This is a genomic window from Streptomyces sp. NPDC004284, from assembly GCF_042874035.1.
Lineage (GTDB): Bacteria > Actinomycetota > Actinomycetes > Streptomycetales > Streptomycetaceae > Streptomyces.
The window spans coordinates 161,980-183,668 of the sequence record NZ_JBIAMJ010000011.1; the positions used below are offsets into that span (position 1 = coordinate 161,980).

Genomic DNA, 21,689 nt, shown 5'->3' on the forward strand with positions numbered 1-21,689 from the left:
TACGTGGGGGGGGGGGGGGGGGGGGGGGGGGGGGGGGGGGGCGGCGCGGGGGGGGGGGGGGGGGGGGGGGGGGGGGGGGGGGGGGGGGGGGGGGGGGGGGCCCCCCCCCCCCCACCGCCGTACCCCCACGCCCCTCCGTACCCCTGTACGTCTCTCCCTCTATACGTCGAGCACGCCGACGGTCTGCCCGCCGCTGACCTCCCCGGTGGTACGGAACCCCAGCCGCTCGTAGAACGCGCCGGGACCGTCCTCGCCGGGCTCCCAGGTCACGTGGAACCGCCGCTCGCCGCGCCGGCGCAGCTCCTCGCGCACGGACTCGACGGCGAAGCGGCCGTAGCCCTTGCCCTGGGCGTCGGCGGAGATGTTGAGCCGCCAGAGACCGCTGCGCCGGTCGGCCGGGTCCTTCTCCTCGTTCCAGGGGATGTCGAGGAAGGCCATCAGGAAGCCGACGAGCTCGTCGCCGTCGAAGACCAGCCGCGGCCAGGCCTTCTCCCCGAAGGCGTACGCCTCCGCGAGGGATTTCACGACGGGGGCGACGTTGCGCTCCTGATGGGGGTGGACGCGCAGGGCGAGCGCGGCGTCGATGGTGGCGGGGGTGACCTGTTCCAGGCGGAGTGACGTGCTCATGCACCGGACGGTAACGATCGGGTGCGATCTCCGCCCGCGATTATCGGACCGGCCCAGGATGGCGTCCATGACCACTCGACTGCGCCGCGCCCTCCTGCTCTCCGTCCTCCCCTTCGCCCTGGCCGGCTGCGGCGTCCCGAGCGCGGGCTTCGCGGGCGTGTCGGTGACGGCGGAGGGGGAGCCGCTGGGTGTGCTCCTGCTCTGCGACGAGCACGTCGACGGGGCGCTGCTCTACCCGGACGAGCCGGTCACCGACCCGGGCGCGGAGGCCGTGGCGGACGCGAAGGAGCCGGAGTACACGGACCGCTGGACCCCGGCCGCACCCGTCACCGGCTTCGCGACCTGGCCCCTGACGGCCCGGGCGGGCGGCGACGGCTGGACCCCGGACACGCCCCCGCACGCCCTGAAGCCGGGACGGCTCTCCACGCTCTTCGGCGCGACCCGGGACAACTCCTGGTCGACGCTGCACCACTCCTTCACCCTGGCGGACCTGAAGAAACTGACCCCGGGACAGGTCGCTTACACGGAGGGCGACAAGGTCCGGACGACGACGGTGGCGGACTTCCGCGCGCACGCGTGCGAGGGGTTCTGAGGAAGTCCGCCGGGTGCCGCTACGGCCGGAAGAAGACCACCGAGCGCAGCTTGAGCCGGTCGCCGGCCGGGCGGCCGTGCGGGCGGAGGATCCAGGTGTCGCCGGAGCAGTCGGGCCCCGTGAAGACGATCGCCTTCTCGTCCGTGTCGTTGTGCGGCGCGAAGGCGGGCTCGGAGGAGTTCGGGTCGGCGGCCTCGGGGATCGTGAGGCACTCGCCGCTCGCCGGGTCGTCCAGCGTGGCCGACCGGGGCTCGCCGCTGATGCCGACGAACCGGTAGGTGAACTCGCCGGTGGCGGCGTGGGCGGGGGAGGCCAGGGTGGCGGTGAGGGCGAGGGCGCCGCAGACGGCGGCGACGGAGTGGCGGAGACGCACGAGGTTCCTCGTTTCGGTGGGACGACCAAGGTCACCCCACCCCTGGCCCCTTCCGCCGCCCCGCAAGCGGCGCGCCGCAGCGGGAAGGTTTCGCCCTCACCCGTCCGGCCCACAGGGCCCGGCTACGGGGCGAAGACCTGCTCAAGGCTGTGGATCGCCCCGTCGTTCCCGGTCTCGTACCGGAAGACGAGCCCCGAGTCGGGGTGGGCCTTCACCCAGTCGATCAGCTCCTGCACACCGATCCGCTGGTTCGTGGAGCTGCCGACGATCGGGTTGGTGGCGGTGACGTACGCGGCCTGGTCGAGCGCCCAGCGGCTCTCCTCACCGGTACCGACGAACGGGACCCCGTCCGAGTCCTTCGACGCACAGCCCCACCGCCCGTGCTGGACGACGAGGTTGACCTTCCCGGTGCTGCCGTCGAGCTCCTCGATCCGGTAGAGCGCGAACTCGTCGGGGTCTACCTCGTCAGGACCGGGCGGCGAGTCGACGCAGTCCTTCGTCCTCGACCCGGCCTTCGCGGGCGCCGACGCCGTGGGCGCGGGCCCCTTCGGCGTCGCGGGCTTCTTCACGGCGGGCACGACGGTCGGCGTGACGGCCGCCGGCGGGGCCGTCGTCCCGGCCGCCGCGCCCGGCGCGGCGGTGGCGGTGGTCGCCGCCGGCGCGGGCGCCCCCGGCGCGGCACCACCGGCGGCACCGCCACCCCCCTGACACGCGGTGAGCGCACCGGCCAGCGCGACAGCGGCGAGCGCGAGGCCAGCGGGTCTGAGACGGTCGGCATTCATCGGGAAGTCCCCCTCTTCACGGGCGACCACCCACCCGGCCGCGCTCCTGCCGGGAACGTAGCAACGCCCCGCACCCGCGCACAGTGCCGAACCCCCCGATGTCACACACCTGGTACGCCCCGAGGACACCGGCACGACAACGACGAACCCCCTGCCCGCCGGCGACCGGCGGACAGGGGGTTCGTGCGTGGGGCTGGGCTACTTCTTGCCCTGGTTCTTGACGGCCTCGATGGCGGCCGCGGCGGCCTCCGGGTCGAGGTAGGTGCCGCCCGGGTTGAGGGGCTTGAAGTTCTCGTCGAGCTCGTAGGAGAGGGGGATGCCCGTCGGGATGTTGAGGCCCGCGATGTCGGCGTCCGAGATGCCGTCCAGGTGCTTGACGAGGGCGCGGAGGCTGTTGCCGTGGGCGGCGACGAGGACCGTGCGGCCGGCGAGGAGGTCGGGGACGATGTTGTCGTACCAGTACGGGAGCATCCGCGCGACGACGTCCTTGAGGCACTCGGTCCGCGGGCGGAGCTCCGGCGGGATCGAGGCGTAGCGGGCGTCGCGGGACTGGGAGTACTCGCTGTCGTCGGAGAGGGCCGGCGGCGGGGTGTCGTACGAGCGGCGCCACAGCATGAACTGCTCCTCGCCGAACTCGGCGAGGGTCTGGGCCTTGTCCTTGCCCTGGAGGGCGCCGTAGTGGCGCTCGTTGAGGCGCCAGGAGCGGCTGACCGGGATCCAGTGGCGGTCGGCGGCCTCGAGGGCGAGCTGCGCCGTGCGGATGGCGCGCTTCTGGAGGGAGGTGTGCAGCACGTCGGGCAGCAGGCCGGCGTCCTTGATCAGCTCGCCGCCGCGCGTCGCCTCCTTCTCACCCTTGGCGGTGAGGTTCACGTCCACCCATCCGGTGAACAGGTTCTTCTCGTTCCACTCGCTCTCGCCGTGGCGGAGGAGGATCAGCTTGTACGGTGCGTCGGCCATGCGTACGAGCCTAATCGACGGCTGACGATTGACGCGCGCCGTCAATTCGCTGGCGTCCGACGTATGAGATGCGTAAGTTACGTGAGGCGGAAGCAGGGCTTACACACAGCAGGGGGGCGCCTCACATGTCCATCGATTCGCTCAGACGATCGGCCCGCGAGACGGTCTCCGGTCTCCCGCCGGGCTTCTGGTGGCTGTGGCTGTCGACCCTGGTCAACCGGACCGGCGCCTTCGTCCTCACCTTCCTCTCCCTCTATCTGACGGTGGAGCTCGGGCACTCCGCCTGGTTCGCCGGACTCGTCGTCGCCCTCCACGGGCTCGGCGGCGTCGCGGGGTCGCCGCTCGGCGGCGCGCTCACCGACCGCTGGGGCCGCCGCCCCACCATGGTCACCATGCACCTCGCGGCCGCCGCCTGCGCCGCCGCCCTCGCCGTCGTCACCAGCGCCTGGGCCATCGCCGCGGTCGTCCTGCTCATGGGCGTCGCCATGCAGGCCGTCCGCCCCTCCATCAACGCGACCATCTCCGACATGGTCCCCGCCCACGACGTGCGCCGGGCGTACGCCCTCAACTACTGGGCCCTCAACCTCGGCTTCGCCATCGCCTCCATCGGCGGCGGCGCGGCCGCCTTCCTCGGCTACCGCACCCTCTTCGTCGTCGACGCCGTCGCCACCACCCTCTGCGCCGTCATCGTCTTCCTGCGGCTCCCCGAGACCCGTCCGGAGGGCAGGACCGACACGGCGGGCGAGCCGGTCGCCGAGGAGAAGGTCGGCATGCTGACCGTGCTGCGCGACGCGCCCTTCCGCACCCTCGTGCTCCTCAACCTCCTCGTCTGCCTCGTCTTCACCGCCCCCTGGATCGGTCTGCCGCTGACCATGGCCGAGCAGGGCCTCTCCCCCTCCTCGTACGGTGTCGTCATCGCCGTCAACGGCATCGTGATCGTCGGCTTCCAGCTGCTCGTCAACAAGCTGACCGACAAGCGCTCCCCGGTCGTCCTGCTGACCCTCTCCGCGCTGCTCTTCGCCCTCGGCACCGGCGCCACCGCCCTCGCCGGCTCCCCCGTCGCCTTCGCCGCGACCGTGGTCGTCTGGACGGTCGGCGAGATGATCCACGTCCCGACGAACGCGGCCGCCACCGCCCGCCTCGCCCCCGAGCACGCCCGGGGCCGCTACCAGGGCGTCATGGGCATGTCCTGGGCCGTCGCCGGATTCGTCGCCCCGATCGGCGCCGGCGCGATCGTCGGCGGCCCCGGCCCCGACGTCCTGTGGGCCGCGACCACCGCGATCGGCGTCCTCGCCGCCGCCGGGTACGCCGTCCTGCTGCGCAAGGCCCTGGCCGAGGAGACCGAGGCCCCGGTCGCCGGACCGGTCAAGGCCGAGGGCGCCGAGGCCTCCGCCGTCAGCGCCTGACCCGGTCGCTCCCGTAGGCCGCCCACCCGGCCACGGCGAACCCCGTCCCCTCCCTCCGCACTTCGGCGGCGCCCGCCCCGCCGAAGTGCGCGGGGACGACCAGCTCCCGCTCGTCGGCGGCCCGTTCCAGGATCCGCCGGCGGCTCGCCGCCGCCCCGGCCGCGTCCAGGCAGAAGCAGCTGGCGCGCTCCGGTTCGAGGATCTGCACCGGGCTGTGGAGCAGGTCGCCGACGAAGACCGCGCGGTCCGTCCCCGAGGCCAGCCGCAGCACGGCCGAGCCCGGGGTGTGACCGGGCGCCGACTCCAGGACGAGGTTCTCGTCGATGCGGTGGGACCCGTCCCAGAGCGTGATCAGCCCCGCCCGGTGCACGGGCGCCACGCTGTCCTCGTAGATCAGCCGGTCCTCCTCCTGGAGACCGCCGCCGTACGCGTTCTCCGGGCCGAAGTGGAAGTCGTCGGCGGCCGGGAGGAGATAGCGGGCGTTCGGGAAGGTCGGCACCCACTCCCCTGCGGAGGAGCGCGTGTTCCAGCCGACGTGGTCCGCGTGCAGATGCGTGTTGACGACGACGTCGACGTCCTCGGGCCGGATGCCCGCCCGCTCCAGACGGCCGAGGAAACCGTCCCGCCGCCGGTGGAAGTGCGGCGAGTGGGGCCGCTCCCGCCCGTCGCCCACCCCCGTGTCGACCAGGACGGTCCGGCCGCCGCTGCGCAGCACCCAGGTCTGCAGCGCCATGACCGCGCTGTCGCCGTCCGGCGCCCAGTGGTCCGGCGCCAGCCACTCCTCGTTGTCCTTCCACACCTCGGCCCCGGCCTCCGGGACGAGGGTGCGGGCGGGCGCGAACGGCCCCTGCCACTCGACGATCCGGATGATCTCGACGTCCCCCAGGACGATGCTGCGCGCGCTCTCGTTCGTATCCGTCATGCGATCGACAGTAGGGAGGGCGGATGAGCCCCTCAATGCCCGTTCCGCTCTTCCGGATACGCGAGACGCTCACCCCCGGGGGCAGTACGCTCCCGGCCATGGTGGACGTGGTGAGCGACGCGATCGCGGCCGTACGGGTCGGGCGGCCCTCCTCCGACCGGGTGCGGGTCGCAGGACGCTGGTGCGCGCGGCTCGCCCCGTACGAGGGGGCCGGCTTCCACGTCGTCCTCAGCGGCAGCTGCTGGCTGCTGCCCGACGGCGGCGAACCGGTCGTGCTCGGCGCGGGCGACGCGGTGCTCCTCCCGCACGGCACCGGGCACGTCATCGCCGACGCGCCCGCCGACGCGGAGACGGTCGCGCGGGCGGTCCCCTTCGAGCGCTGGGCCGACGGCGGCCTCCCGCGCCCGCCCCGGACGCACGACGCCACCCGCGAGGTCGTGATGCTCTGCGGCAAGTACCGGCTCGACCGCAGCCACGCGCACCCGCTGCTCGCCGAACTCCCGCCGCTGGTCCATCTGCCGGCCCGCGACGGCGACCATCCGGAACTCCGGGCCGCCATCGGGCTCCTGGAGGGCGAGCTGGACGAACGGCGCCCGGGCGCCGCCCTCGCGCTTCCCGGCCTGCTCGACCTGCTGTTCGTGTACATGATCCGGTCCTGGACGGCCGGGAGCACGGCCGGGACGTGGCCGGCCGCCCTGGGCGACCCGGTGACGGCCGTCGCGCTGCGCGCGCTGCACTCCGATCCGGCCGCGCCCTGGACCGTCGACCGGCTCGCGGCCGAGGCGGGCGTCTCCCGGCCCACCCTCGCCCGCCGCTTCACCGCCCTCGTGGGCCGGCCCCCGATGGCGTACCTCACCTGGTGGCGGCTGACCCGCGCGGCCGCCCTGCTCAGGGACACCGGCGACCCGCTGGCCACCGTCGCCCGCCGCGTCGGCTACGCCTCGCCGTACGCCCTGTCCCACGCCTTCCGGCGCGAGTTCGGCACGACGCCGGGGCAGTACCGCGGCGGCGCGGTCACCCCTTCTGCGTCAGGTTCTTGAAGGCGTCGAGGTTGCGGGTCGACTCGCCGCGCGAGATCCGCCACTCGTACTCGCGCCGGATCGCCGAGGCGAAGCCCAGTTCGAGGAGGGTGTTGAAGTCGCCGTCCGCGGCTTCCAGGACCGAGCCGAGCAGGCGGTCCAGCTCCTCCGGGGTGACGGCGGCCAGGGGGAGCTTGCCGGCGAGGTAGATGTCGCCGAGGGGGTCGATCGCGTACCCGACGCCGTACAGCTTGAGGTTCCGTTCGAGGAGCCAGCGGTGGACGCCCGCCTCGTTCTCGTCGGGGTGGCGGATGACGAAGGCGTTGAGGGAGAGGGAGTGGCGGCCCACCCGGAGCGACAGGGTGGTGAACAGCTTGCGCGTGCCCGGGAGCTTCACGACGTACGAGCCGGGCTCGGGGGACTCCCAGTCGAGCTCCGACTCGTCGAACGCTTCCTCGATGATCCGCCGAACGTCCTCAGCCATGGTGCGAGCGTACGCGACGGCGGTTCTCGCGCAGCCGGTGGTCGTGCATCGCGGCCGTGTACACGTCCGCCGTGCCCGAGGCCGCCGTGTCCCAGCCGAAGGAACCGGCGTGCAGCGCCGCCGCCTCGCCCATCCGGGCCGACAGCGACGGGTCCGCCACGAAGCGGCCGAGCGCGCGGGCGTAGTCCGCCGGGTCGTGCCCCTGCACGAGGAAGCCCGTCACGTCGTCCCGCACGGCCACGGGCAGGCCGCCGACCGACGCCGCGACGACCGGGGTGCCGGCCGCCTGCGCCTCGATCGCGACCAGGCCGAAGGACTCGCTGTACGAGGGCATGACCAGGACCGACGCCGCGCGGAACCAGTCCGCCAGCCGGTCCTGGCCCACCGGCGGGTGGAAGCGCACGACGTCCGAGATCCCGAGCCTGGCGGCCAGCTTCTGCAGCTGTTCCGGCTTCGCCAGGCCGCTGCCGCTCGGGCCGCCGACCACCGGGACGACCATGCGGGTGCGGAGGGAGGGGTCCTCGTCCAGGAGCCGCGCGGCGGCGCTCAGCAGGATGTCCGGGGCCTTCAGCGGCTGTATCCGGCCCGCGAAGACCGGGATGAACGCGTCCTGCGGCAGCCCGAGGCGCGCGCGGGCCGCCGCGCGGCCGTCGGCGGGGCGGAAGCGGTCGAGGTTGACGCCCGGGTGCACGACCGCGATCTTGCCGGGGTCCGCCTCGTAGAAGCGGGCGAGCTCGTCGGCCTCCTCCGCCGTGTTGGCGATCAGCCGGTCGGCGGCGGAGACGATCTGCGTCTCGCCGATCACCCGGGCCGCGGGCTCGGGCGTGTCGCCCTCGGCGAGCGCCGCGTTCTTGACCTTCGCCATGGTGTGCATGGCGTGGACGAGCGGGACGCCCCAGCGCTCGGCCGCGAGCCAGCCGACGTGCCCGGACAGCCAGTAGTGGGAGTGGACCAGGTCGTAGTGGCCGGGGCGGTGGCCCGCCCACGCCTGCATCACGCCGTGCGTGAAGGCGCAGAGCTGCGCCGGCAGCTCCTCCTTGGCCAGGCCCTCGTACGGGCCGGCGTCCACGTGCCGCACGAGCACGCCGGGGGTCAGCTCGACCACCGGGGGGAGCCCGCCGGTGGTGGCCCGGGTGAAGATCTCCACCTCGATGTCGATGGCCGCGAGGCGCTTGGCCAGCTCGACGATGTAGACGTTCATGCCGCCCGCGTCGCCCGTGCCGGGCTGGTGCAGCGGCGAGGTGTGGACGCTGAGCATGGCCACCCGCCGGGGGGTGCGGTGCCGGCCGGGGAGCCGGAGCCTGGCCGGCGCCGGGTGCCGGTGCCGGGTACCGGCGAACCGGGACACGTACTGGCTCACGTCGGCGGTCCTTCCGCTCGGGGGCGTCGGGCATGACTGCTGGAGGGCGCTGTACGTCCTCCAGCTCGCACAACATGTCGACCGCCCCTTTCATTTCCGATCGCACGGCCGCTTTGCCAAACCGTTGCCGGGCCGGGCGGCCGGAGGCCCCTCCCCCGCACCCCGTACGCTCATGGCATGGCCCCGCGCACCACCCGCCCCGTCGGCACACCGACCCGCGGGACCACCAACCCGAACCGGCTGCGGCGCATGGACCGCTGGATCGCCGCCGTCCACGGACCCGCCCTGCGCCGCTCCCCCGAGCCGCCGGTCGCCGTCGACCTCGGCTACGGGGCCGCCCCCTGGACCGCCGTGGAGCTCCTGGCCCGGCTGCGCACCGCCGAGCCCCGCACCCTGCTGTACGGGATCGAGATCGAGCCCGCCCGCGTCGAGGCCGCGAAGCCGTACGAAGCCGTGCACGAGGGCCTCTCCTTCGTGCACGGCGGCTTCGAGGTGCCGGTGCCGGGCCGGGTCGCCCTGATCCGGGCGGCGAACGTGCTGCGCCAGTACGACGAGGACCAGGTCGCGGCCGTCTGGGCGCGGCTCCGCGGGCGGCTCGCGCCCGGCGGGCTGCTCGTGGAGGGGACCTGCGACGAGATCGGCCGCCGGCACGTGTGGGTGGCGCTCGACGCGGACGGGCCGCGCACGGTGACCTTCGCGACCCGGCTCGGCTCGCTCGACCGGCCCTCGGACCTCGCGGAACGGCTGCCGAAGGCGCTGATCCACCGGAACGTGCCGGGCGAGCCGGTGCACGCCTTCCTGCGGGACTTCGACCGGGCGTGGGCGGCGGCCGCCCCGTACGCCTCCCTGGGCGCCCGGCAGCGGTGGATCCGCTCCGTCCGCGACCTGGCGGCGGACTGGCCCCTCGCGGACGGCCCGCGCCGGTGGCGGCAGGGCGAGGTCACGGTGCGGTGGGAGGCGCTGGCGCCGAAGGGGTGACGCGGTGTCGGGGGGTGCGCGTGTCCGTTCCCCCGGCTTCCCCAACTTCCGCTGAATTTCTCGTACACGAGGAACGCCCCACGCCCCTCACTCGTCCCCCGTGGGGGGAACAGGCCCGACAGGCCCCGGTTTCCCCTGTCGCTTTCCGGTTTCGCATGGCACTATCGCCAGGTCGCCATCAAGTTACTGACGGTAAATCAGATATGGGTCACTACGAGGGGGAGCTCGTGAACCGACGCCGCCGCGCCACCGCCGCGATCACCGTGATCTGCGCCCTGACCGTGCTGGCGTCCCCCGCCCTGACCCTCCAGGCCTCCGCCGCGCCGCTCCCCCCTCCCCCGCCGAAGAAGAGCCTGGAGGAGGTGCGCGAGGAGATCGACGACCTGTACCGGAAGGCCGCCGTCGCCACCGACGCGTACAACCTCGCCGAGGAGAAGACCAAGGAGCAGTCCGCCGAGATCGTCAAGCTCGCCCGGATGATCGTCGACGGCCGCGAGAAGATCGAGGACCTCAAGGCCAAGGCCGGCGCCCAGGCCCGCGCCCAGTACCGCAACGGCGGGCTCCCCGACGGCGCGCAGCTCGTCCTCACGGACGACCCGCAGCTCTTCCTCGACGCCGCCGGACGGCTCAAGGCCGGCGCGAAGGCCACCACCGACCTGCTGGGCGAGATGACCCGCACCCAGGCCGAGTTGGACACCTACGCCAAGGACGCCAGCACCAACTGGACCAAGCTGGAGGCCATCCGCGTCAAGCAGGCCAAGGCGAAGAAGGAGATCAACGACAAGATCGACGCCGCGAAGAAGCTGGAGTCCGAGCTCGCCGCCGAGGAGCGCGAGCGGCTGCGGCGCCTGGAGGAGCAGGCCCAGCTCAAGGCCCAGACGACCTGGCTCGACACCGGCATCCTCGACGGCCTGAAGGAGGGCGCGACCCCGGAGGGCAAGAAGGCGGTCGAATTCGCGACGGCGCAGATCGGCAAGCCGTACGTCTGGGGCGCGGAGGGACCGAAGTCGTACGACTGCTCCGGGCTGACCCAGCGCTCCTGGGGCGCGGCCGGCCTGGGCATCCCGCGCACCTCGCAGGAGCAGTGGCGGCTGCTCCCGCACGTGGACATCAAGGACATGCGGCCCGGCGACCTGATCGTCTACTTCAAGGACGCGAGCCACATCGGGATGTACGTCGGCAACGGGATGATCGTGCACGCGCCGCGCCCGGGACGGAACGTGACCCTCGCGGGCGCGGGCTCGATGGAGATCCTGGGCGTCGTCCGGCCCGCGTGACGGGAAGGGGGTCGTCCGCCCCACGTGACGGGAGGGGCGTCGTCCGCCCCACGTGACACGAGCCACCTCCACGGCCCCGCGGGCGGCTCCGGGCGCGTGACGTTTCTCATGGGCTCCGGGACCCGTGCGGACCGCGAGAGGGGCAAGTACCTCCCCTTCCGCGGCATATGCCAAGCACGCCGCGCCCGCTCGGGGGCTGATCGCCATTCCGCTGCGCACCGCCCTACCGCTATGGTCCGGGACGGGCGGGGCGCCACCCGGCGCCCCGCGCACCTCGGGGGGAGGGAAGGAAACCCGGACCGATGCCCGTATCCGTACCGCGCCAGAGAAACGTCTCTGCCGCTGCGGGACCCGGCGACGCCACTCCTCTGGACGCCACCGCTATGACAGGCACAGTCACAGGAACCGATCGCACCGATCTCACTCTCCTGGTCGTCGAGGACGACCCGGCGGGTGCCCTCGCCGTACCCGAACTGCTCGACGCGGCGGACGCCGCCGGCACCCGGGTCCGCATACGCACCGCCCGGAACCTCACCGAGGCCGAGCGGCTCCTCACCGACGACGTCCACTGCGTCCTCGTCGACCTCTCCCTGCCCGGCCCGCGCGCCGGGGCCGCCGGCGACGACCCGCTCGCCCCGCTGCGGCACATCCTGCGCCTCGCCCCGCGCCACGCCGTCCTCGCGCTCGCGGGCTCCGCCGACGCCGAGCTGGCGGCCGAGGCCGTACGCGTCGGGGCCCAGGACCACCTCTTCCGCGAGGAGCTCGACGGGCGGCTGCTCAGCCGGGCCATCCGGTACGCGGTCGAGCGCAAGCGCGCCGACGCCGTCCAGGTGAAGCTGGCCGAGTCCCGGCTCCGCGCCCAGGAGAACGCCCGCCTGGAACGCGGACTGCTCCCCACCCCGCTCCTGGAGGGCTCCGACCTGCGGTTCGCGGCCCACTACCGGCCCGGCCGGTCCCGCGCCCTGCTCGGCGGCGACTTCTACGACGTCGTCCGCACCCCCGACGGCACCGTCCACGCCATGATCGGCGACGTCTGCGGGCACGGCCCCGACGAGGCCGCGCTCGGCGTCGAGCTGCGGATCGCCTGGCGGGCCCTGACCTTCGCGGGCCTGTGCGGGGACGAGCTGCTCTCGACGATGCAGCAGGTCCTGGAGCACGAGCGGGAGAGCGAGGAGATCTTCGCGACCCTCTGCACCGTCGACATCGCGCCCGACGGGCGCCGCGCCGGCCTCTGCCTGGCCGGCCACCCCTCGCCGCTGATCGCCCGCCAGGGCCGGACGGCGCGCCTCCTCCCGTACGAGGACGGCGGCCCGGCCCTCGGACTGCTGCCGCGCGCCCGGTGGCCGCGCCGGCAGGTCGAGCTGGGCGGGGCGTGGAGCCTGCTCATGTACACGGACGGGCTCATCGAGGGCCGCTCGGCGGGCCCCGGCTCGCCGCGGCTCGGCCAGGACGGGATGGTCGGGATGCTCAACCGCCAGCTGGCCTCGGGCCTCCGGGGCGAGGAGCTCCTGGAGGCGGCCGTGACGGAGGTCCGCTCCCTGAACGGCGGCGAGCTGACGGACGACGTCGCCGTCCTGGCCCTGGAAAGGGACAGGACCCGGGTCTGAGACCCGGGTCCCGCGGTGCCGAACGGTTACCGGCCGCCGTTGTGAACGGTTACCGGCCGCCGTTGTAGGGGCCGTACGGCCCGTCGCTGCTGGAGCCGCCGCCGCGACGGCCGCCCCGGCCTCCGCCGGAGACCTGCGCGAGCGCGGGGCGCACGTCCACCATGAAGACGATGGCGGCGACGAGCCCCGCGATCTGCAGGAACAGCATCGGCAGCAGCAGGTTGATGACGAGGTTGATGCCCAGGATGATCAGCCAGAACTTCTTCGTCTGCTTGTCGGCGGCGCGGTAGGCGTCCTCGCGCGCCATGGCGGCGAAGACGAGCGCGGCGACGGCGAAGCCGGTGAAGACCAGGAAGATCACCAGGGAGAGAAGGGAGTCGAATCCCGCGCGCAACATGCTGAGCACCGCCTATGGGGATGGAGAGAGAGCGCCTCGCGGTCAAGGTACCCGGTACAACGCACCGGGTACCCGAATCGGTGCCCGGCCCTACTCCTTCTCGGCGGCGACGGCCGTCTTCTTGGCGGGGGCCTTGCGGGCGGTGGTCTTCCGCGCGGGCTTGGCGGGCTCGGGCTCGCCCTCCGTGTTGTCGTCCGCCTTCGCCTCCGGCTCCGGCTCGACCACGACGGCGATCTCGGTGATCTCCTCGGCGACCTCGCCCCGCCAGGCCTTGACGGCCTCCTCGCCGTGGGCGGCGACCTCCTCGTACTTCTCCCGCGCCTTCACCGCGTACTCGGCGGCGACGCCGACCCCGCGCAGGGCGAGGTCCTGGGCGGTCTCGCCGAGCTTCTTCAGGTCGGTGTCGAGGCCACCGACGACCTCGGCGAACTTCGACTGCACGGTGGCCTGGGCCTCCTTGGCCTGCGCGGTCACCTTCTCCTGCACGGCCTTCGGGTCGGTCTTCCGCACGGCGTCGATGCGCGCGGGCGCCTCGGCGGCGAGCTGCTCGATCAGGCCGGGAACCTTCTTGGCCTGCTGCACGGCGAGGTCGGCGGTGCCGGCGGCGAAGTAGAGAGGGGTACGCAGTTCGTCGATGATGGCCATGCTGGTGTTCCTCCCGGATGTGACGACGTACTAGCTCGAAGGCGGTGTGGCATCGGGCCCGGCGGCCGCCTGTCCGGCAGCCGCGTCGGCGGCGTTCTCCTTGCGGAAGGAGTCGTAGATCTGGAGCAGCACCTGCTTCTGCCGCTCGTTGATCGAGGGATCGGCCAGGATGACGGCGCGCGTCTCCAGCTCGTCCTGCTCCTTCTCGTCGAGGATCCCGGCCCGTACGTAGAGCGTCTCGGCGGAGATCCGCAGGGCCTTCGCGACCTGCTGGAGGACCTCGGCGCTGGGCTTGCGCAGCCCGCGCTCGATCTGGCTGAGGTACGGATTCGACACCCCGGCGGCTTCGGCGAGCTGTCGCAGGGAGAGCTGCGCGGTCCGCCGCTGTTCGCGGAGGTACTCACCGAGATTGCCGACGTTGAGCGATGCCATGCCCCGACCATGCCAGCCTTTGCTAACTCTTGCAAGCAGGTGCTTGCAAGAGTCGCCCCCGGCGGGTCGCGGTCCGTGCCATGCTGGGGCCGTGGACCTCGACGACCTGAAACGACTGCGCCGCGCGCGGGACACGATGGACCGCGACTACGCGTCCCCGCTGGACGTCCCGGCCCTGGCCAGGGTCGCGCTGATGTCGACGGGGCACTTCGCCCGCAGCTTCCGCACCGCGTTCGGCGAGACGCCGTACAGCTATCTGATGACGCGCCGGGTCGAGCGCGCGAAGGCGCTGCTCCGGCGGGGGGACCTGAGCGTGACGGAGGTCTGCTTCGAGGTGGGCTGTACGTCCCTCGGCTCGTTCAGCTCGCGCTTCACCGAGCTGGTCGGCGAGACGCCGAGCGCGTACCGGGCGCGGAGCCACGGGGAGGACGCGGCGATCCCGGCGTGCGTCGCCAAGGTGCTGACGCGGCCGGTGAAGAACGGCGGGCCCGGCGAACCGATCAGGATCGGAGAAGCGGGAACGAGCGCCTCGCCGTAGCGTCGACGGCATGGACGACATCAAGCTCTCGCAGTGCTTCATCACCGTCGACGACGCCGACAAGGCGCTCACCTTCTACCGCGACGCCCTCGGCCTCGACGTCCGCAACGACGTCGGCTACGAGGGCATGCGCTGGGTGACCCTCGGGTCGCCCGAACAGCCGGACGTGTCCGTCGTCCTGGAGACCCCGCTCCCCGACCCCGGCGCCTCCGAGGCCGACCGGAAGGCGGTCACCGACCTCCTCGCCAAGGGCCTGCTGCGCGGCGTCATCTTCTCCACCCGGGACGTCGACGCCACCTTCGAGCGCGTACGGGCGGCCGGCGGCGAGGTCCTCCAGGAGCCGGTCGACCAGCACTACGGCGTCCGCGACTGCGCCTTCCGCGACCCGGCCGGCAACATGATCCGCTTCGCCCAGCCGAAGGCCTGACAGCCCTGGCAGTATGGCCTGAAGGCCCAACGGGGAGGGACACCATGGCAGTTGACGATCATGCCGACGCGACGGAGCTCCGGCGACGCTCGGACGTCCTCGACGAGACGCCCCTCCCGGGGCCGGGGCGCTTCACCGGCCCCGCCACGGGCGACGAACTCCCCATGCTGGCCGGGTTCCTGGCGGACCAGCGGGCGACGCTGGTGCTGAGGTGCGCGGGCCTGGAGGAGGAGTTGGCGGCCAGGTCGGCGGAACCGTCGACCCTGTCCCTCCTCGGCCTGGTCCGCCACCTCGCCGACGTCGAGCGCCACTGGTTCCGCGAGATCCTCGCCGGGCAGCGGGACGCCCGCCCCCTCTTCTCCTCCCCCGCCTCCCCGGACGGCGACTTCGACTTCGACGAGGCTTCCGCCACCCCGGCCGCCGTCGCGGAAGCCTGGGAGGCCTGGCGCGCGGCCGTCGCCTTCTCCGACCGCTTCACCGCCGAGGCCCCCCACCTCGACGTCTCCGGCGACGACGCCTGGCGCGGCAAGGTCTCCCTGCGCTGGGTCCTCATCCACCTCATCGAGGAGTACGCCCGCCACAACGGCCACGCGGACCTCCTCCGCGAGCGCATCGACGGCACGCGGGGGCTGTAGCCCCCTTCACCGCGCCCAGGCCGCCAGCACCTCGAAGTCGGCGGCCGTGAGGCCGGTCCCGGCGTCCACCCGGTGGAGGAGGGCCGGGCCGGGGTGATGGGCGGCGACCCAGGCGCGGTCGGCCGCGCCGATCTCGTCGTCCACCCAGGCGAACGGCCGCCCGGCGGCCCACGCCACGAGGGCCGGCGTCTTCCAGTGGAGCCCCGGCTCCTCGGGATCGTCGGCCCAGGGGATCAGGGGCAGGTCGGGCAGGCCGAGGCGGGGTGCGACCCAGGCGTTCGCGTCCGCCTCCCACGTGGTCGCCCACACCAGGTCGTACGGCAGCGCCGCGAGCCGGGGCCCCTGCGCGGGATCGAGCCGCGCGAGGAGCGGGCTCACGGAGGGGGGCGGGACGGGCGGGTACGTCGGGTACGGGCCGGGGCCCGCGCCGAAGGGGATCAGCGGTCCGTCCACGTCCAGGAAGAGCAGCGCGGTCGTCATGCCTCCATCCTGGCCGCGGCCGAGCCGTACTCGTCCGCTTCACGACGATCCGCCACAGATCGATGATGACTACCCTGGCAACCATGACAGCCATGGCGCCCACCCGCACCGAACCCGACCTCTCCTACCTCCTCGATCACACCAGTCACGTCCTCCGCACGCGGATGGCGGCCGCACTCGCGGAGATCGGGCTCACCGCGCGCATGCACTGCGTCCTCGTCCACGCCCTGGAGGAGGAGCGGACGCAGGCGCAGCTCGCGGAGATCGGGGACATGGACAAGACCACGATGGTGGTGACCGTCGACGCGCTGGAGAAGGCCGGGCTCGCCGAGCGGCGGCCGTCGGCGACCGATCGCCGGGCGCGGATCATCGCCGTGACCGAGGCGGGGGCGGAGGTCGCCCGCCAGAGCCAGAGGATCGTCGACGGCGTGCACGAGAGCGCCCTCTCCTCCCTCCCCGGCGAGGAGCGCGCGGCTCTGCTCCGCGCCCTGGAGCTGCTGGCCACCGGGCATCTCGCGACGCCCGTGGAGAGTCCGACGCCCGCCCGTCGGGCCCGTCAGCGCGCCTGAGGACCCGGAACTGCTCCCGTAAAAAATAGTCTGCAACAAAACCTTCTGCTAGCGTCTCTCCTGTCGCCTCCGACGAACAGGAGATGCCCCCATGCCCGCGCCCAGCCCCAGCCCCAGCCCCAGCCCCGACCTCAATCCCCGGCTCCGCCCCCACCTCGCCCTCGGCGTCCTCGCCGCCGGCATGCTGATGACCGTCCTCGACGGCAGCATCGTCACCGTCGCCATGCCCGCCGTCCAGAGCGACCTCGGCTTCACGCCCGTCGGCCTCAGCTGGGTCGTCAACGCCTACCTGATCGCCTTCGGTTCGCTGCTCCTCCTCGCCGGGCGGCTCGGTGACCTCCTCGGCCGCAAGCGGATGTTCCTCGCCGGCACCGGGGTCTTCACCGCCGCCTCGCTCCTCGCGGGTGTCGCCCACTCCCCCGCCGTCCTCATCGCCGCCCGCTTCCTCCAGGGCGTCGGCAGCGCGATGTCCTCCGCCGTCGGCCTCGGCATCCTCGTCACGCTCTTCACGGCACCGCGCGAACGCGCCCGCGCCATCGCCGTGTTCAGCTTCACCGGAGCGGCCGGCGCCTCCCTCGGCCAGGTCCTCGGCGGGGTCCTCACCGACGCCCTCGCATGGAACTGGATCTTCTTCATCAACCTGCCCATCGGCGTCGCGACCCTCCTCGTCGCCCTCCGCGCGCTCCCCGCCGACCGCGCCCTCGGGCTGAGGGCCGGTGCCGACGTCACCGGCGCGCTGCTCGTGACCTCCGGGCTGATGGCCGGGATCTACGCCGTCGTGAAGATCGAGGAGTACGGGGCCGGTTCGGCGCACACCCTCGGCTTCGGGGCCCTCGCGCTCGCCCTCCTGGGCGGCTTCCTGCTCCGCCAGGCGAAGGCCGCGCACCCGCTCATGCCGCTGCGGATCCTCCGCTCCCGCGCCGTCGCCGGCGCGAACGCCGTCCAGATGCTGATGGTCGCCGCGCTGTTCTCCTTCCAGGTCCTCGTCGCCCTGTACCTGCAGAAGGTCCTCGGGTACGGAGCGGCCGAGACCGGCCTCGCGATGCTGCCCGCCGCACTGATCATCGGCGCCGTCTCGCTCGGCGTCTCGGCGCCCCTCATCGCCCGCTTCGGCGAGGGGAACGTCCTGCTCACCGGCCTCGTCCTGCTCATCGGCGTCCTGGGCCTGCTGGCCCGCGTCCCCGTCCACGCCTCGTACGCCACCGACCTGCTCCCCGTGATGCTGCTCGCCGCCGGCTTCGGCCTCGCGCTGCCCTCCCTCACCGCGCTCGCCATGTCCGGGGCGGAGGAGGCGGACGCGGGCCTGGCCTCCGGGCTCTTCAACACCACCCAGCAGATCGGCATGGCCCTCGGCGTCGCGGTCCTCTCCACCCTCGCCGCCGCCCGCACCGAGTCCCTCACGAAGGCGGGACACCCCGCCCCCGAGGCCCTGACCGGGGGTTACCACCTCGCCTTCGGCGTCGGCGCCGGTCTCCTCCTCCTCGCCCTGGCCGTCGCCCTCACCGTCCTGCGCCCCGCCGCCTCCACCGAGCCCCGGCGGATGACAATGGCGGCATGAGAGCCGACCGACTCGTCGCCGCCCTGCTCTTCCTCCAGACCGCCCGGCGGCGGGTCACCGCCGCCGAACTCGCCGCCGAACTGGGCGTGTCCGAACGCACGGCCCGCCGGGACCTCGAAGCGCTCGCGAGCGCCGGGATCCCGGTGTACTCCCAGGCCGGGCAGGGCGGCGGCTGGTCGCTCGTCGGCGGAGCCCGTACCGATCTGACCGGCCTGACCGCCCCCGAGATCCGCGCGCTGTTCCTCCTCACCGGACCGGACGCCACCGCGAGCCCGCAGACCCGGACCGCCCTCCGCAAGCTCGTACGGGCCCTCCCCGCGCCCCTCCGCGAGGGCGCCGAGGCCGCCGCCCGCGCCGGGATCGCCGACGGCACCGACTGGACGGGCGCGGAGACCGAGGAGGCCCCACTCGCCGCGCTCCAGCGGGCGGTGGTCGAGGAACGCGAGCTGCGCATCGGGTACGCCCGCCCCGGCCGCCCGCCCCGCGAGCGGACCGCCCAGCCGCTCGGGATCGCCGCGAAGTCCGGGGTCCGCTACCTCCTCGCGGACACGGCGGACGGCCTGCGCACCTTCCGCGTCGGCCGCGTCACCTCGGTCACCGAGACCGGCGCCCCGGCCGTACGCCCCGAGGGCTTCGACCTCGCCACCGCCTGGCGCACGCTCGCCGCCCGCATGGAGGACCGGATGGTCGCCGCGACGGTCCGGGGCCGCGCCGCCCCCGGCACCGCGTCCGTCCTGGAGGGCGTCCTCGGAGGGCGGATACGGTACGGGGAGCGGGCCCCGGACGGCTGGACGCCCTTCGAGGCCGACGGCCCCTCCCCCGAGGTGATCGCCGCCCGGCTGGCCGGCCTCGGCGCCCGCGTGGAGCTCCTCGACCCGCCCGAGGCCCGTGCGGCCCTGGCCCGCACCGGCGCCGAACTCACCGCCCTGTACGGGGCTCCAGGAACTCCGGCAACTCCCCCTCGTGCACCAGCGCCAGACGCGACACCGCCCGGGTGAGCACCACGTACAGCCGGTTCAGGCCGCGTGCCTCGGCCGCCACGATCGCGGCCGGTTCGACGACCACGACGTGGTCGAACTCCAGGCCCTTCACGACGGTCGCGGGCAGCACGGTCACCCGCTCCCCGCACCCCTTCACCGCCTCCGCCACCCCGTCCACGAGCCCTTCGGCCGTGATCACCCCCACCGAGCCCTCCTCCGCGAGCGCGGCCCGCACCGCCTCACGCACCCCGGCGGCCAGGTCCCCCGTCCGGTGGACCGTCACCTCGCCGTCCCGGCGCACCGAACGCCCGGCCGGCACGTCCGCCCCGAGCTCCGGCAGGAGCCGGTTGGCGAGGTCGACGATCGCCGCCGGCACCCGGTACCCGAGCGTCAGCGGCACCACGGGCGCCCCGGCCTTGCCCAGGTGCGCCAACTGCTCGTCCCAGTCGCGGGCCGCCCACGGGGTGGTGCCCTGCGCCAGGTCCCCGAGGACCGTCAGCGAACCGAACTCGGTGCGCCGCGCGATGGCCCGGCACTGCATGGGCGACAGGTCCTGCGCCTCGTCGACGACGACGTGCCCGTAGCTCTCGGGCCGCTCGATCAGACCCGCGAGCTCGTCGAGCAGCACGAGGTCCGCCGCGGTCCAGAGCGCCGAACGGTACGAACGCGGCGGCCGCGCCCAGCGAATGGCGGCGAGCTCGGCCTCGGTCAGAGCAGGGTCCTCGGTAGCCGTCAGGACCTCCGCCAGGACCTCCTCCGGGCTCGTCCTCGGCCAGCACGCGTCGAGGAACGCGGTCACCGCCCGCGCCCGCTCGATCTTCCGTGCCCAGGCCGTGCCCATGGGGCCCCAGCGGCGTTCGGCCCGGAGCTGGAGGGCGCGGACGACCCGGGCGCGGACGCGTTCGCGGCCGGTCGCGTAGGGCGGCGCCTCCTCCCGTACGGCCGTGACGATCGAGGCGAGTTCGGCGGCCGGGAGCCGCCAGTGGTACCTGCCGTCGGGAACGGCGAGGTCCTCGGCCGGGGCCGGGTCGACCCTGCCGTACAGCGCGCGGTGCAGGACCTGGGCCATCCGGGCGTCGTGCTTGACCAGGGCCGCCGCCTCGCCGTCCTCGGCCCGCACCGGACGGCGGGCGATCTCCTCGTCGAGGGTGGTCTGCCGGATGCCGGTCTCGCCGAGCGAGGGCAGCACTTCGGAGATGTACGAGAGGAAGGCGCGGTGGGGGCCGAGGACGAGGAGGCCGGAGCGGCGGATGCGCTGCGGATGCGTGTAGAGGAGGTACGCGGCCCGGTGCAGCCCCACCGCGGTCTTGCCGGTGCCGGGGGCGCCCTGCACGCACAGGGAGGCGGCGGGCTCGGAGCGTACGAGGTCGTCCTGTTCGGGCTGGATGGTGGCGGCGATGTCCCGCATGGGGCCCACGCGGGGGCGCTCGATCTCCCCGGTGACGAGGGCGCTCACCGTCCCCGCGTCCGGTCCGCCGCCGCCCGTGAGCCGCTCGTCCTCCAGGGCGGTCAGGTCCTCGGTGGCGCCCTCGCTGTGCGGGGCCCAGCCGAAGCGGCGGCGCCGCAGGACGCCTTGCGGGTCGTGCGCGCCGGCCTGGTAGTAGGCGCGGGAGACGGGCGCGCGCCAGTCGACGACGAGCGGCGGGGCGGCGGGGTGCTCGGCGATCCGACGGCGGCCGATGTGGTGGACCTGGCCGTCCTCGCGGTCGAGGCGCCCGAAGAACAGCGGCCCGGGCGGCTGTTCGCCCATCTCCTTGGCGCGGCTGCGCAGGTGGCGGCCGAGCACCTCGGCGTCGGCACCGGAGGCGGCGACGTCCTCGCCGAGGACGACCTGCTCGGCGACGTCCTCGGTCATGCGGATCAGGGCGGCGCGGCAGGCGTCGTGGTGGGAGCGTTCGCGGGCGAGCTCAAGGTCCAGTGACGTCATTCCGTCGAGCGTACCGGAAAACGTTACTGGGTTACATTTTTTACTTGGTCACGAAAAATCGCGGCAGGGTCAGTACGGCAGCCCCTCCCGCAGCGACTTGAACGCCTCCCCCGCCGCCGCCACCGCGTCCCGCCCCACCTCGTCGAGCGGCTCGCCCGCCGTCAGCCGGGCCACGTTCTCGTTCGCCAGGATCCGCAGCACGGCCACGATCTGCCCGGCCGCGAGCCGCGCCACCAGAGGATCACCGCCCAGCGCCTGCGCGAGGACCTCCTCCGACCGCTGCTGATAGCCGTGGATCCCGGCGAGCAGGGCCGGCGTCCCGTACAGGAGCCGGTGGTACGCGAGGACCGCCGGCACGTCGCAGAGCCCGGTGACCGGGTCGCGCCGGCCGAGCCCGTCGAGCAGGTGCGCGTACAGCGCGTCGAGCGGCGCCGTGCCCCCGGCCCGCCCGGCCTCCACCACGCGCGCGGACTCGTCCTCGTGATCGGCGAACCGGTGGAGGACCAGGTCCTCCTTCGCCGGGAAGTACCGGAAGAGCGTCGGCTTCGAGACCTCGGCGGCGGCCGCCACCTCCGCGACGGAGACCCCGTCGAACCCCTTCTCCAGGAAGAGGGCGATCGCGGCGTCCGACAGGGCTTGCCGGGTGCGCGCCTTCTTCCGCTCGCGCAGCCCGGCCGGGTACTCCGGCTTCACGGGACATCTCCTTTGAGAGACGTC

The 21,689-nt window shown here is 73.8% G+C and carries 25 protein-coding genes; 12 read left to right on the top strand and 13 right to left on the bottom strand.

Annotated features, from left to right (window positions below; translation table 11 throughout):
* Window positions 1-159 precede the first annotated feature (159 nt).
* Complete coding sequence (locus ACFYUS_RS26460; protein ID WP_388856917.1) at window positions 160-627, bottom strand: GNAT family N-acetyltransferase; 468 nt, start codon at window positions 625-627, stop codon at window positions 160-162.
* A 67-nt stretch (window positions 628-694) separates the two neighbouring features.
* On the opposite strand from ACFYUS_RS26460, the gene ACFYUS_RS26465 reads away from it, so the two are divergent.
* On the top strand, window positions 695-1,219 hold the full coding sequence (locus ACFYUS_RS26465) for a hypothetical protein (RefSeq protein ID WP_388856920.1): 525 nt from the start codon (window positions 695-697) through the stop codon (window positions 1,217-1,219).
* Window positions 1,220-1,238: 19 nt separating this feature from the next.
* Here ACFYUS_RS26465 and ACFYUS_RS26470 read toward each other — a convergent pair whose 3' ends face one another.
* The 3 genes from ACFYUS_RS26470 to ACFYUS_RS26480 all read right to left on the bottom strand — a co-directional run bounded on the left by ACFYUS_RS26470 (window position 1,239) and on the right by ACFYUS_RS26480 (window position 3,331).
* On the bottom strand, window positions 1,239-1,592 hold the full coding sequence (locus tag ACFYUS_RS26470) for a hypothetical protein (RefSeq protein WP_388856923.1): 354 nt from the start codon (window positions 1,590-1,592) through the stop codon (window positions 1,239-1,241).
* Window positions 1,593-1,714: 122 nt separating this feature from the next.
* The gene (locus ACFYUS_RS26475) at window positions 1,715-2,374 is read right to left on the bottom strand and encodes a hypothetical protein (RefSeq protein ID WP_388856926.1); all 660 of its coding nucleotides are present in this window, start codon (window positions 2,372-2,374) and stop codon (window positions 1,715-1,717) included.
* A 198-nt stretch (window positions 2,375-2,572) separates the two neighbouring features.
* Window positions 2,573-3,331 (bottom strand): phosphoglyceromutase, encoded by a 759-nt coding sequence (locus ACFYUS_RS26480; RefSeq protein ID WP_388856929.1) that lies wholly within the window; start codon window positions 3,329-3,331, stop codon window positions 2,573-2,575.
* Between the two features lie 125 nt (window positions 3,332-3,456).
* Between ACFYUS_RS26480 and ACFYUS_RS26485 the strand changes: the two genes are divergently transcribed.
* The gene (locus tag ACFYUS_RS26485; RefSeq protein ID WP_388856932.1) at window positions 3,457-4,737 is read left to right on the top strand and encodes an MDR family MFS transporter; all 1,281 of its coding nucleotides are present in this window, start codon (window positions 3,457-3,459) and stop codon (window positions 4,735-4,737) included.
* On the opposite strand, the gene ACFYUS_RS26490 is transcribed toward ACFYUS_RS26485, so the two are convergent.
* Window positions 4,727-5,659, bottom strand: a complete 933-nt coding sequence (locus tag ACFYUS_RS26490) for an MBL fold metallo-hydrolase (RefSeq protein WP_388856935.1) — start codon at window positions 5,657-5,659, stop codon at window positions 4,727-4,729. The genes ACFYUS_RS26485 and ACFYUS_RS26490 overlap by 11 nt on opposite strands.
* 101 nt (window positions 5,660-5,760) lie before the next feature.
* Between ACFYUS_RS26490 and ACFYUS_RS26495 the strand changes: the two genes are divergently transcribed.
* Window positions 5,761-6,699 (top strand): AraC family transcriptional regulator, encoded by a 939-nt coding sequence (locus ACFYUS_RS26495; protein WP_388857177.1) that lies wholly within the window; start codon window positions 5,761-5,763, stop codon window positions 6,697-6,699.
* On the opposite strand, the gene ACFYUS_RS26500 is transcribed toward ACFYUS_RS26495, so the two are convergent.
* A complete protein-coding gene (locus tag ACFYUS_RS26500) occupies window positions 6,674-7,162 on the bottom strand; it encodes a YbjN domain-containing protein (RefSeq protein WP_388856938.1) in 489 nt (162 codons plus the stop codon). The two genes, ACFYUS_RS26495 and ACFYUS_RS26500, sit on opposite strands and share 26 nt — an antisense overlap.
* Window positions 7,155-8,522, bottom strand: coding sequence for a D-inositol-3-phosphate glycosyltransferase (gene mshA / locus ACFYUS_RS26505; protein ID WP_388856941.1), 1,368 nt, complete (start codon window positions 8,520-8,522; stop codon window positions 7,155-7,157). The genes ACFYUS_RS26500 and mshA overlap by 8 nt, the downstream gene beginning before the upstream one ends.
* Window positions 8,523-8,699: 177 nt before the next feature.
* On the opposite strand from mshA, the gene ACFYUS_RS26510 reads away from it, so the two are divergent.
* The 3 genes from ACFYUS_RS26510 to ACFYUS_RS26520 all read left to right on the top strand — a co-directional run bounded on the left by ACFYUS_RS26510 (window position 8,700) and on the right by ACFYUS_RS26520 (window position 12,384).
* Entirely contained in the window at window positions 8,700-9,500 is an 801-nt protein-coding gene (locus tag ACFYUS_RS26510) for a class I SAM-dependent methyltransferase (protein ID WP_388856944.1), read from the top strand.
* A gap of 227 nt (window positions 9,501-9,727) precedes the next feature.
* Window positions 9,728-10,777, top strand: a complete 1,050-nt coding sequence (locus tag ACFYUS_RS26515; protein WP_388856947.1) for a C40 family peptidase — start codon at window positions 9,728-9,730, stop codon at window positions 10,775-10,777.
* 383 nt (window positions 10,778-11,160) lie between these two features.
* Entirely contained in the window at window positions 11,161-12,384 is a 1,224-nt protein-coding gene (locus ACFYUS_RS26520) for a PP2C family protein-serine/threonine phosphatase (protein WP_388856950.1), read from the top strand.
* 49 nt (window positions 12,385-12,433) lie between these two features.
* On the opposite strand, the gene ACFYUS_RS26525 is transcribed toward ACFYUS_RS26520, so the two are convergent.
* The 3 genes from ACFYUS_RS26525 to ACFYUS_RS26535 form a co-directional block, all read right to left on the bottom strand.
* Window positions 12,434-12,781: a DUF2516 family protein gene (locus ACFYUS_RS26525; RefSeq protein WP_388856953.1), complete on the bottom strand. Its 348-nt coding sequence runs from the start codon at window positions 12,779-12,781 to the stop codon at window positions 12,434-12,436.
* Between the two features lie 90 nt (window positions 12,782-12,871).
* On the bottom strand, window positions 12,872-13,426 hold the full coding sequence (locus tag ACFYUS_RS26530) for a hypothetical protein (protein WP_388856956.1): 555 nt from the start codon (window positions 13,424-13,426) through the stop codon (window positions 12,872-12,874).
* Between the two features lie 30 nt (window positions 13,427-13,456).
* A complete protein-coding gene (locus ACFYUS_RS26535) occupies window positions 13,457-13,858 on the bottom strand; it encodes a helix-turn-helix domain-containing protein (RefSeq protein WP_388856959.1) in 402 nt (133 codons plus the stop codon).
* A 91-nt stretch (window positions 13,859-13,949) separates the two neighbouring features.
* On the opposite strand from ACFYUS_RS26535, the gene ACFYUS_RS26540 reads away from it, so the two are divergent.
* The 3 genes from ACFYUS_RS26540 to ACFYUS_RS26550 are packed head-to-tail and all read left to right on the top strand — an operon-like array spanning window position 13,950 to window position 15,458.
* Entirely contained in the window at window positions 13,950-14,396 is a 447-nt protein-coding gene (locus ACFYUS_RS26540) for a helix-turn-helix domain-containing protein (RefSeq protein WP_388856962.1), read from the top strand.
* A 10-nt stretch (window positions 14,397-14,406) separates the two neighbouring features.
* The gene (locus ACFYUS_RS26545) at window positions 14,407-14,823 is read left to right on the top strand and encodes a VOC family protein (RefSeq protein WP_388856965.1); all 417 of its coding nucleotides are present in this window, start codon (window positions 14,407-14,409) and stop codon (window positions 14,821-14,823) included.
* Window positions 14,824-14,867: 44 nt separating this feature from the next.
* Window positions 14,868-15,458 (top strand): DinB family protein, encoded by a 591-nt coding sequence (locus ACFYUS_RS26550; protein ID WP_388856968.1) that lies wholly within the window; start codon window positions 14,868-14,870, stop codon window positions 15,456-15,458.
* Between the two features lie 6 nt (window positions 15,459-15,464).
* Here the strand turns inward: ACFYUS_RS26550 and ACFYUS_RS26555 are convergent, their stop codons facing one another.
* The gene (locus ACFYUS_RS26555) at window positions 15,465-15,938 is read right to left on the bottom strand and encodes a hypothetical protein (RefSeq protein ID WP_388856971.1); all 474 of its coding nucleotides are present in this window, start codon (window positions 15,936-15,938) and stop codon (window positions 15,465-15,467) included.
* 83 nt (window positions 15,939-16,021) lie between these two features.
* Here ACFYUS_RS26555 and ACFYUS_RS26560 point away from each other — a divergent pair, with 83 nt between their 5' ends.
* The 3 genes from ACFYUS_RS26560 to ACFYUS_RS26570 all read left to right on the top strand — a co-directional run bounded on the left by ACFYUS_RS26560 (window position 16,022) and on the right by ACFYUS_RS26570 (window position 19,063).
* Window positions 16,022-16,507, top strand: a complete 486-nt coding sequence (locus ACFYUS_RS26560; protein ID WP_388856974.1) for a MarR family winged helix-turn-helix transcriptional regulator — start codon at window positions 16,022-16,024, stop codon at window positions 16,505-16,507.
* 91 nt (window positions 16,508-16,598) lie between these two features.
* Complete coding sequence (locus ACFYUS_RS26565) at window positions 16,599-18,065, top strand: MFS transporter (protein ID WP_388856977.1); 1,467 nt, start codon at window positions 16,599-16,601, stop codon at window positions 18,063-18,065.
* The gene (locus ACFYUS_RS26570; protein ID WP_388856980.1) at window positions 18,062-19,063 is read left to right on the top strand and encodes a helix-turn-helix transcriptional regulator; all 1,002 of its coding nucleotides are present in this window, start codon (window positions 18,062-18,064) and stop codon (window positions 19,061-19,063) included. The genes ACFYUS_RS26565 and ACFYUS_RS26570 overlap by 4 nt, the downstream gene beginning before the upstream one ends.
* On the opposite strand, the gene ACFYUS_RS26575 is transcribed toward ACFYUS_RS26570, so the two are convergent.
* Both ACFYUS_RS26575 and ACFYUS_RS26580 read right to left on the bottom strand, forming a co-directional pair.
* Window positions 18,984-20,972, bottom strand: a complete 1,989-nt coding sequence (locus ACFYUS_RS26575) for a HelD family protein (protein ID WP_388856982.1) — start codon at window positions 20,970-20,972, stop codon at window positions 18,984-18,986. The genes ACFYUS_RS26570 and ACFYUS_RS26575 overlap by 80 nt on opposite strands.
* 69 nt (window positions 20,973-21,041) lie before the next feature.
* Complete coding sequence (locus ACFYUS_RS26580) at window positions 21,042-21,665, bottom strand: TetR/AcrR family transcriptional regulator (protein ID WP_388856985.1); 624 nt, start codon at window positions 21,663-21,665, stop codon at window positions 21,042-21,044.
* Window positions 21,666-21,689 lie beyond the last annotated feature (24 nt).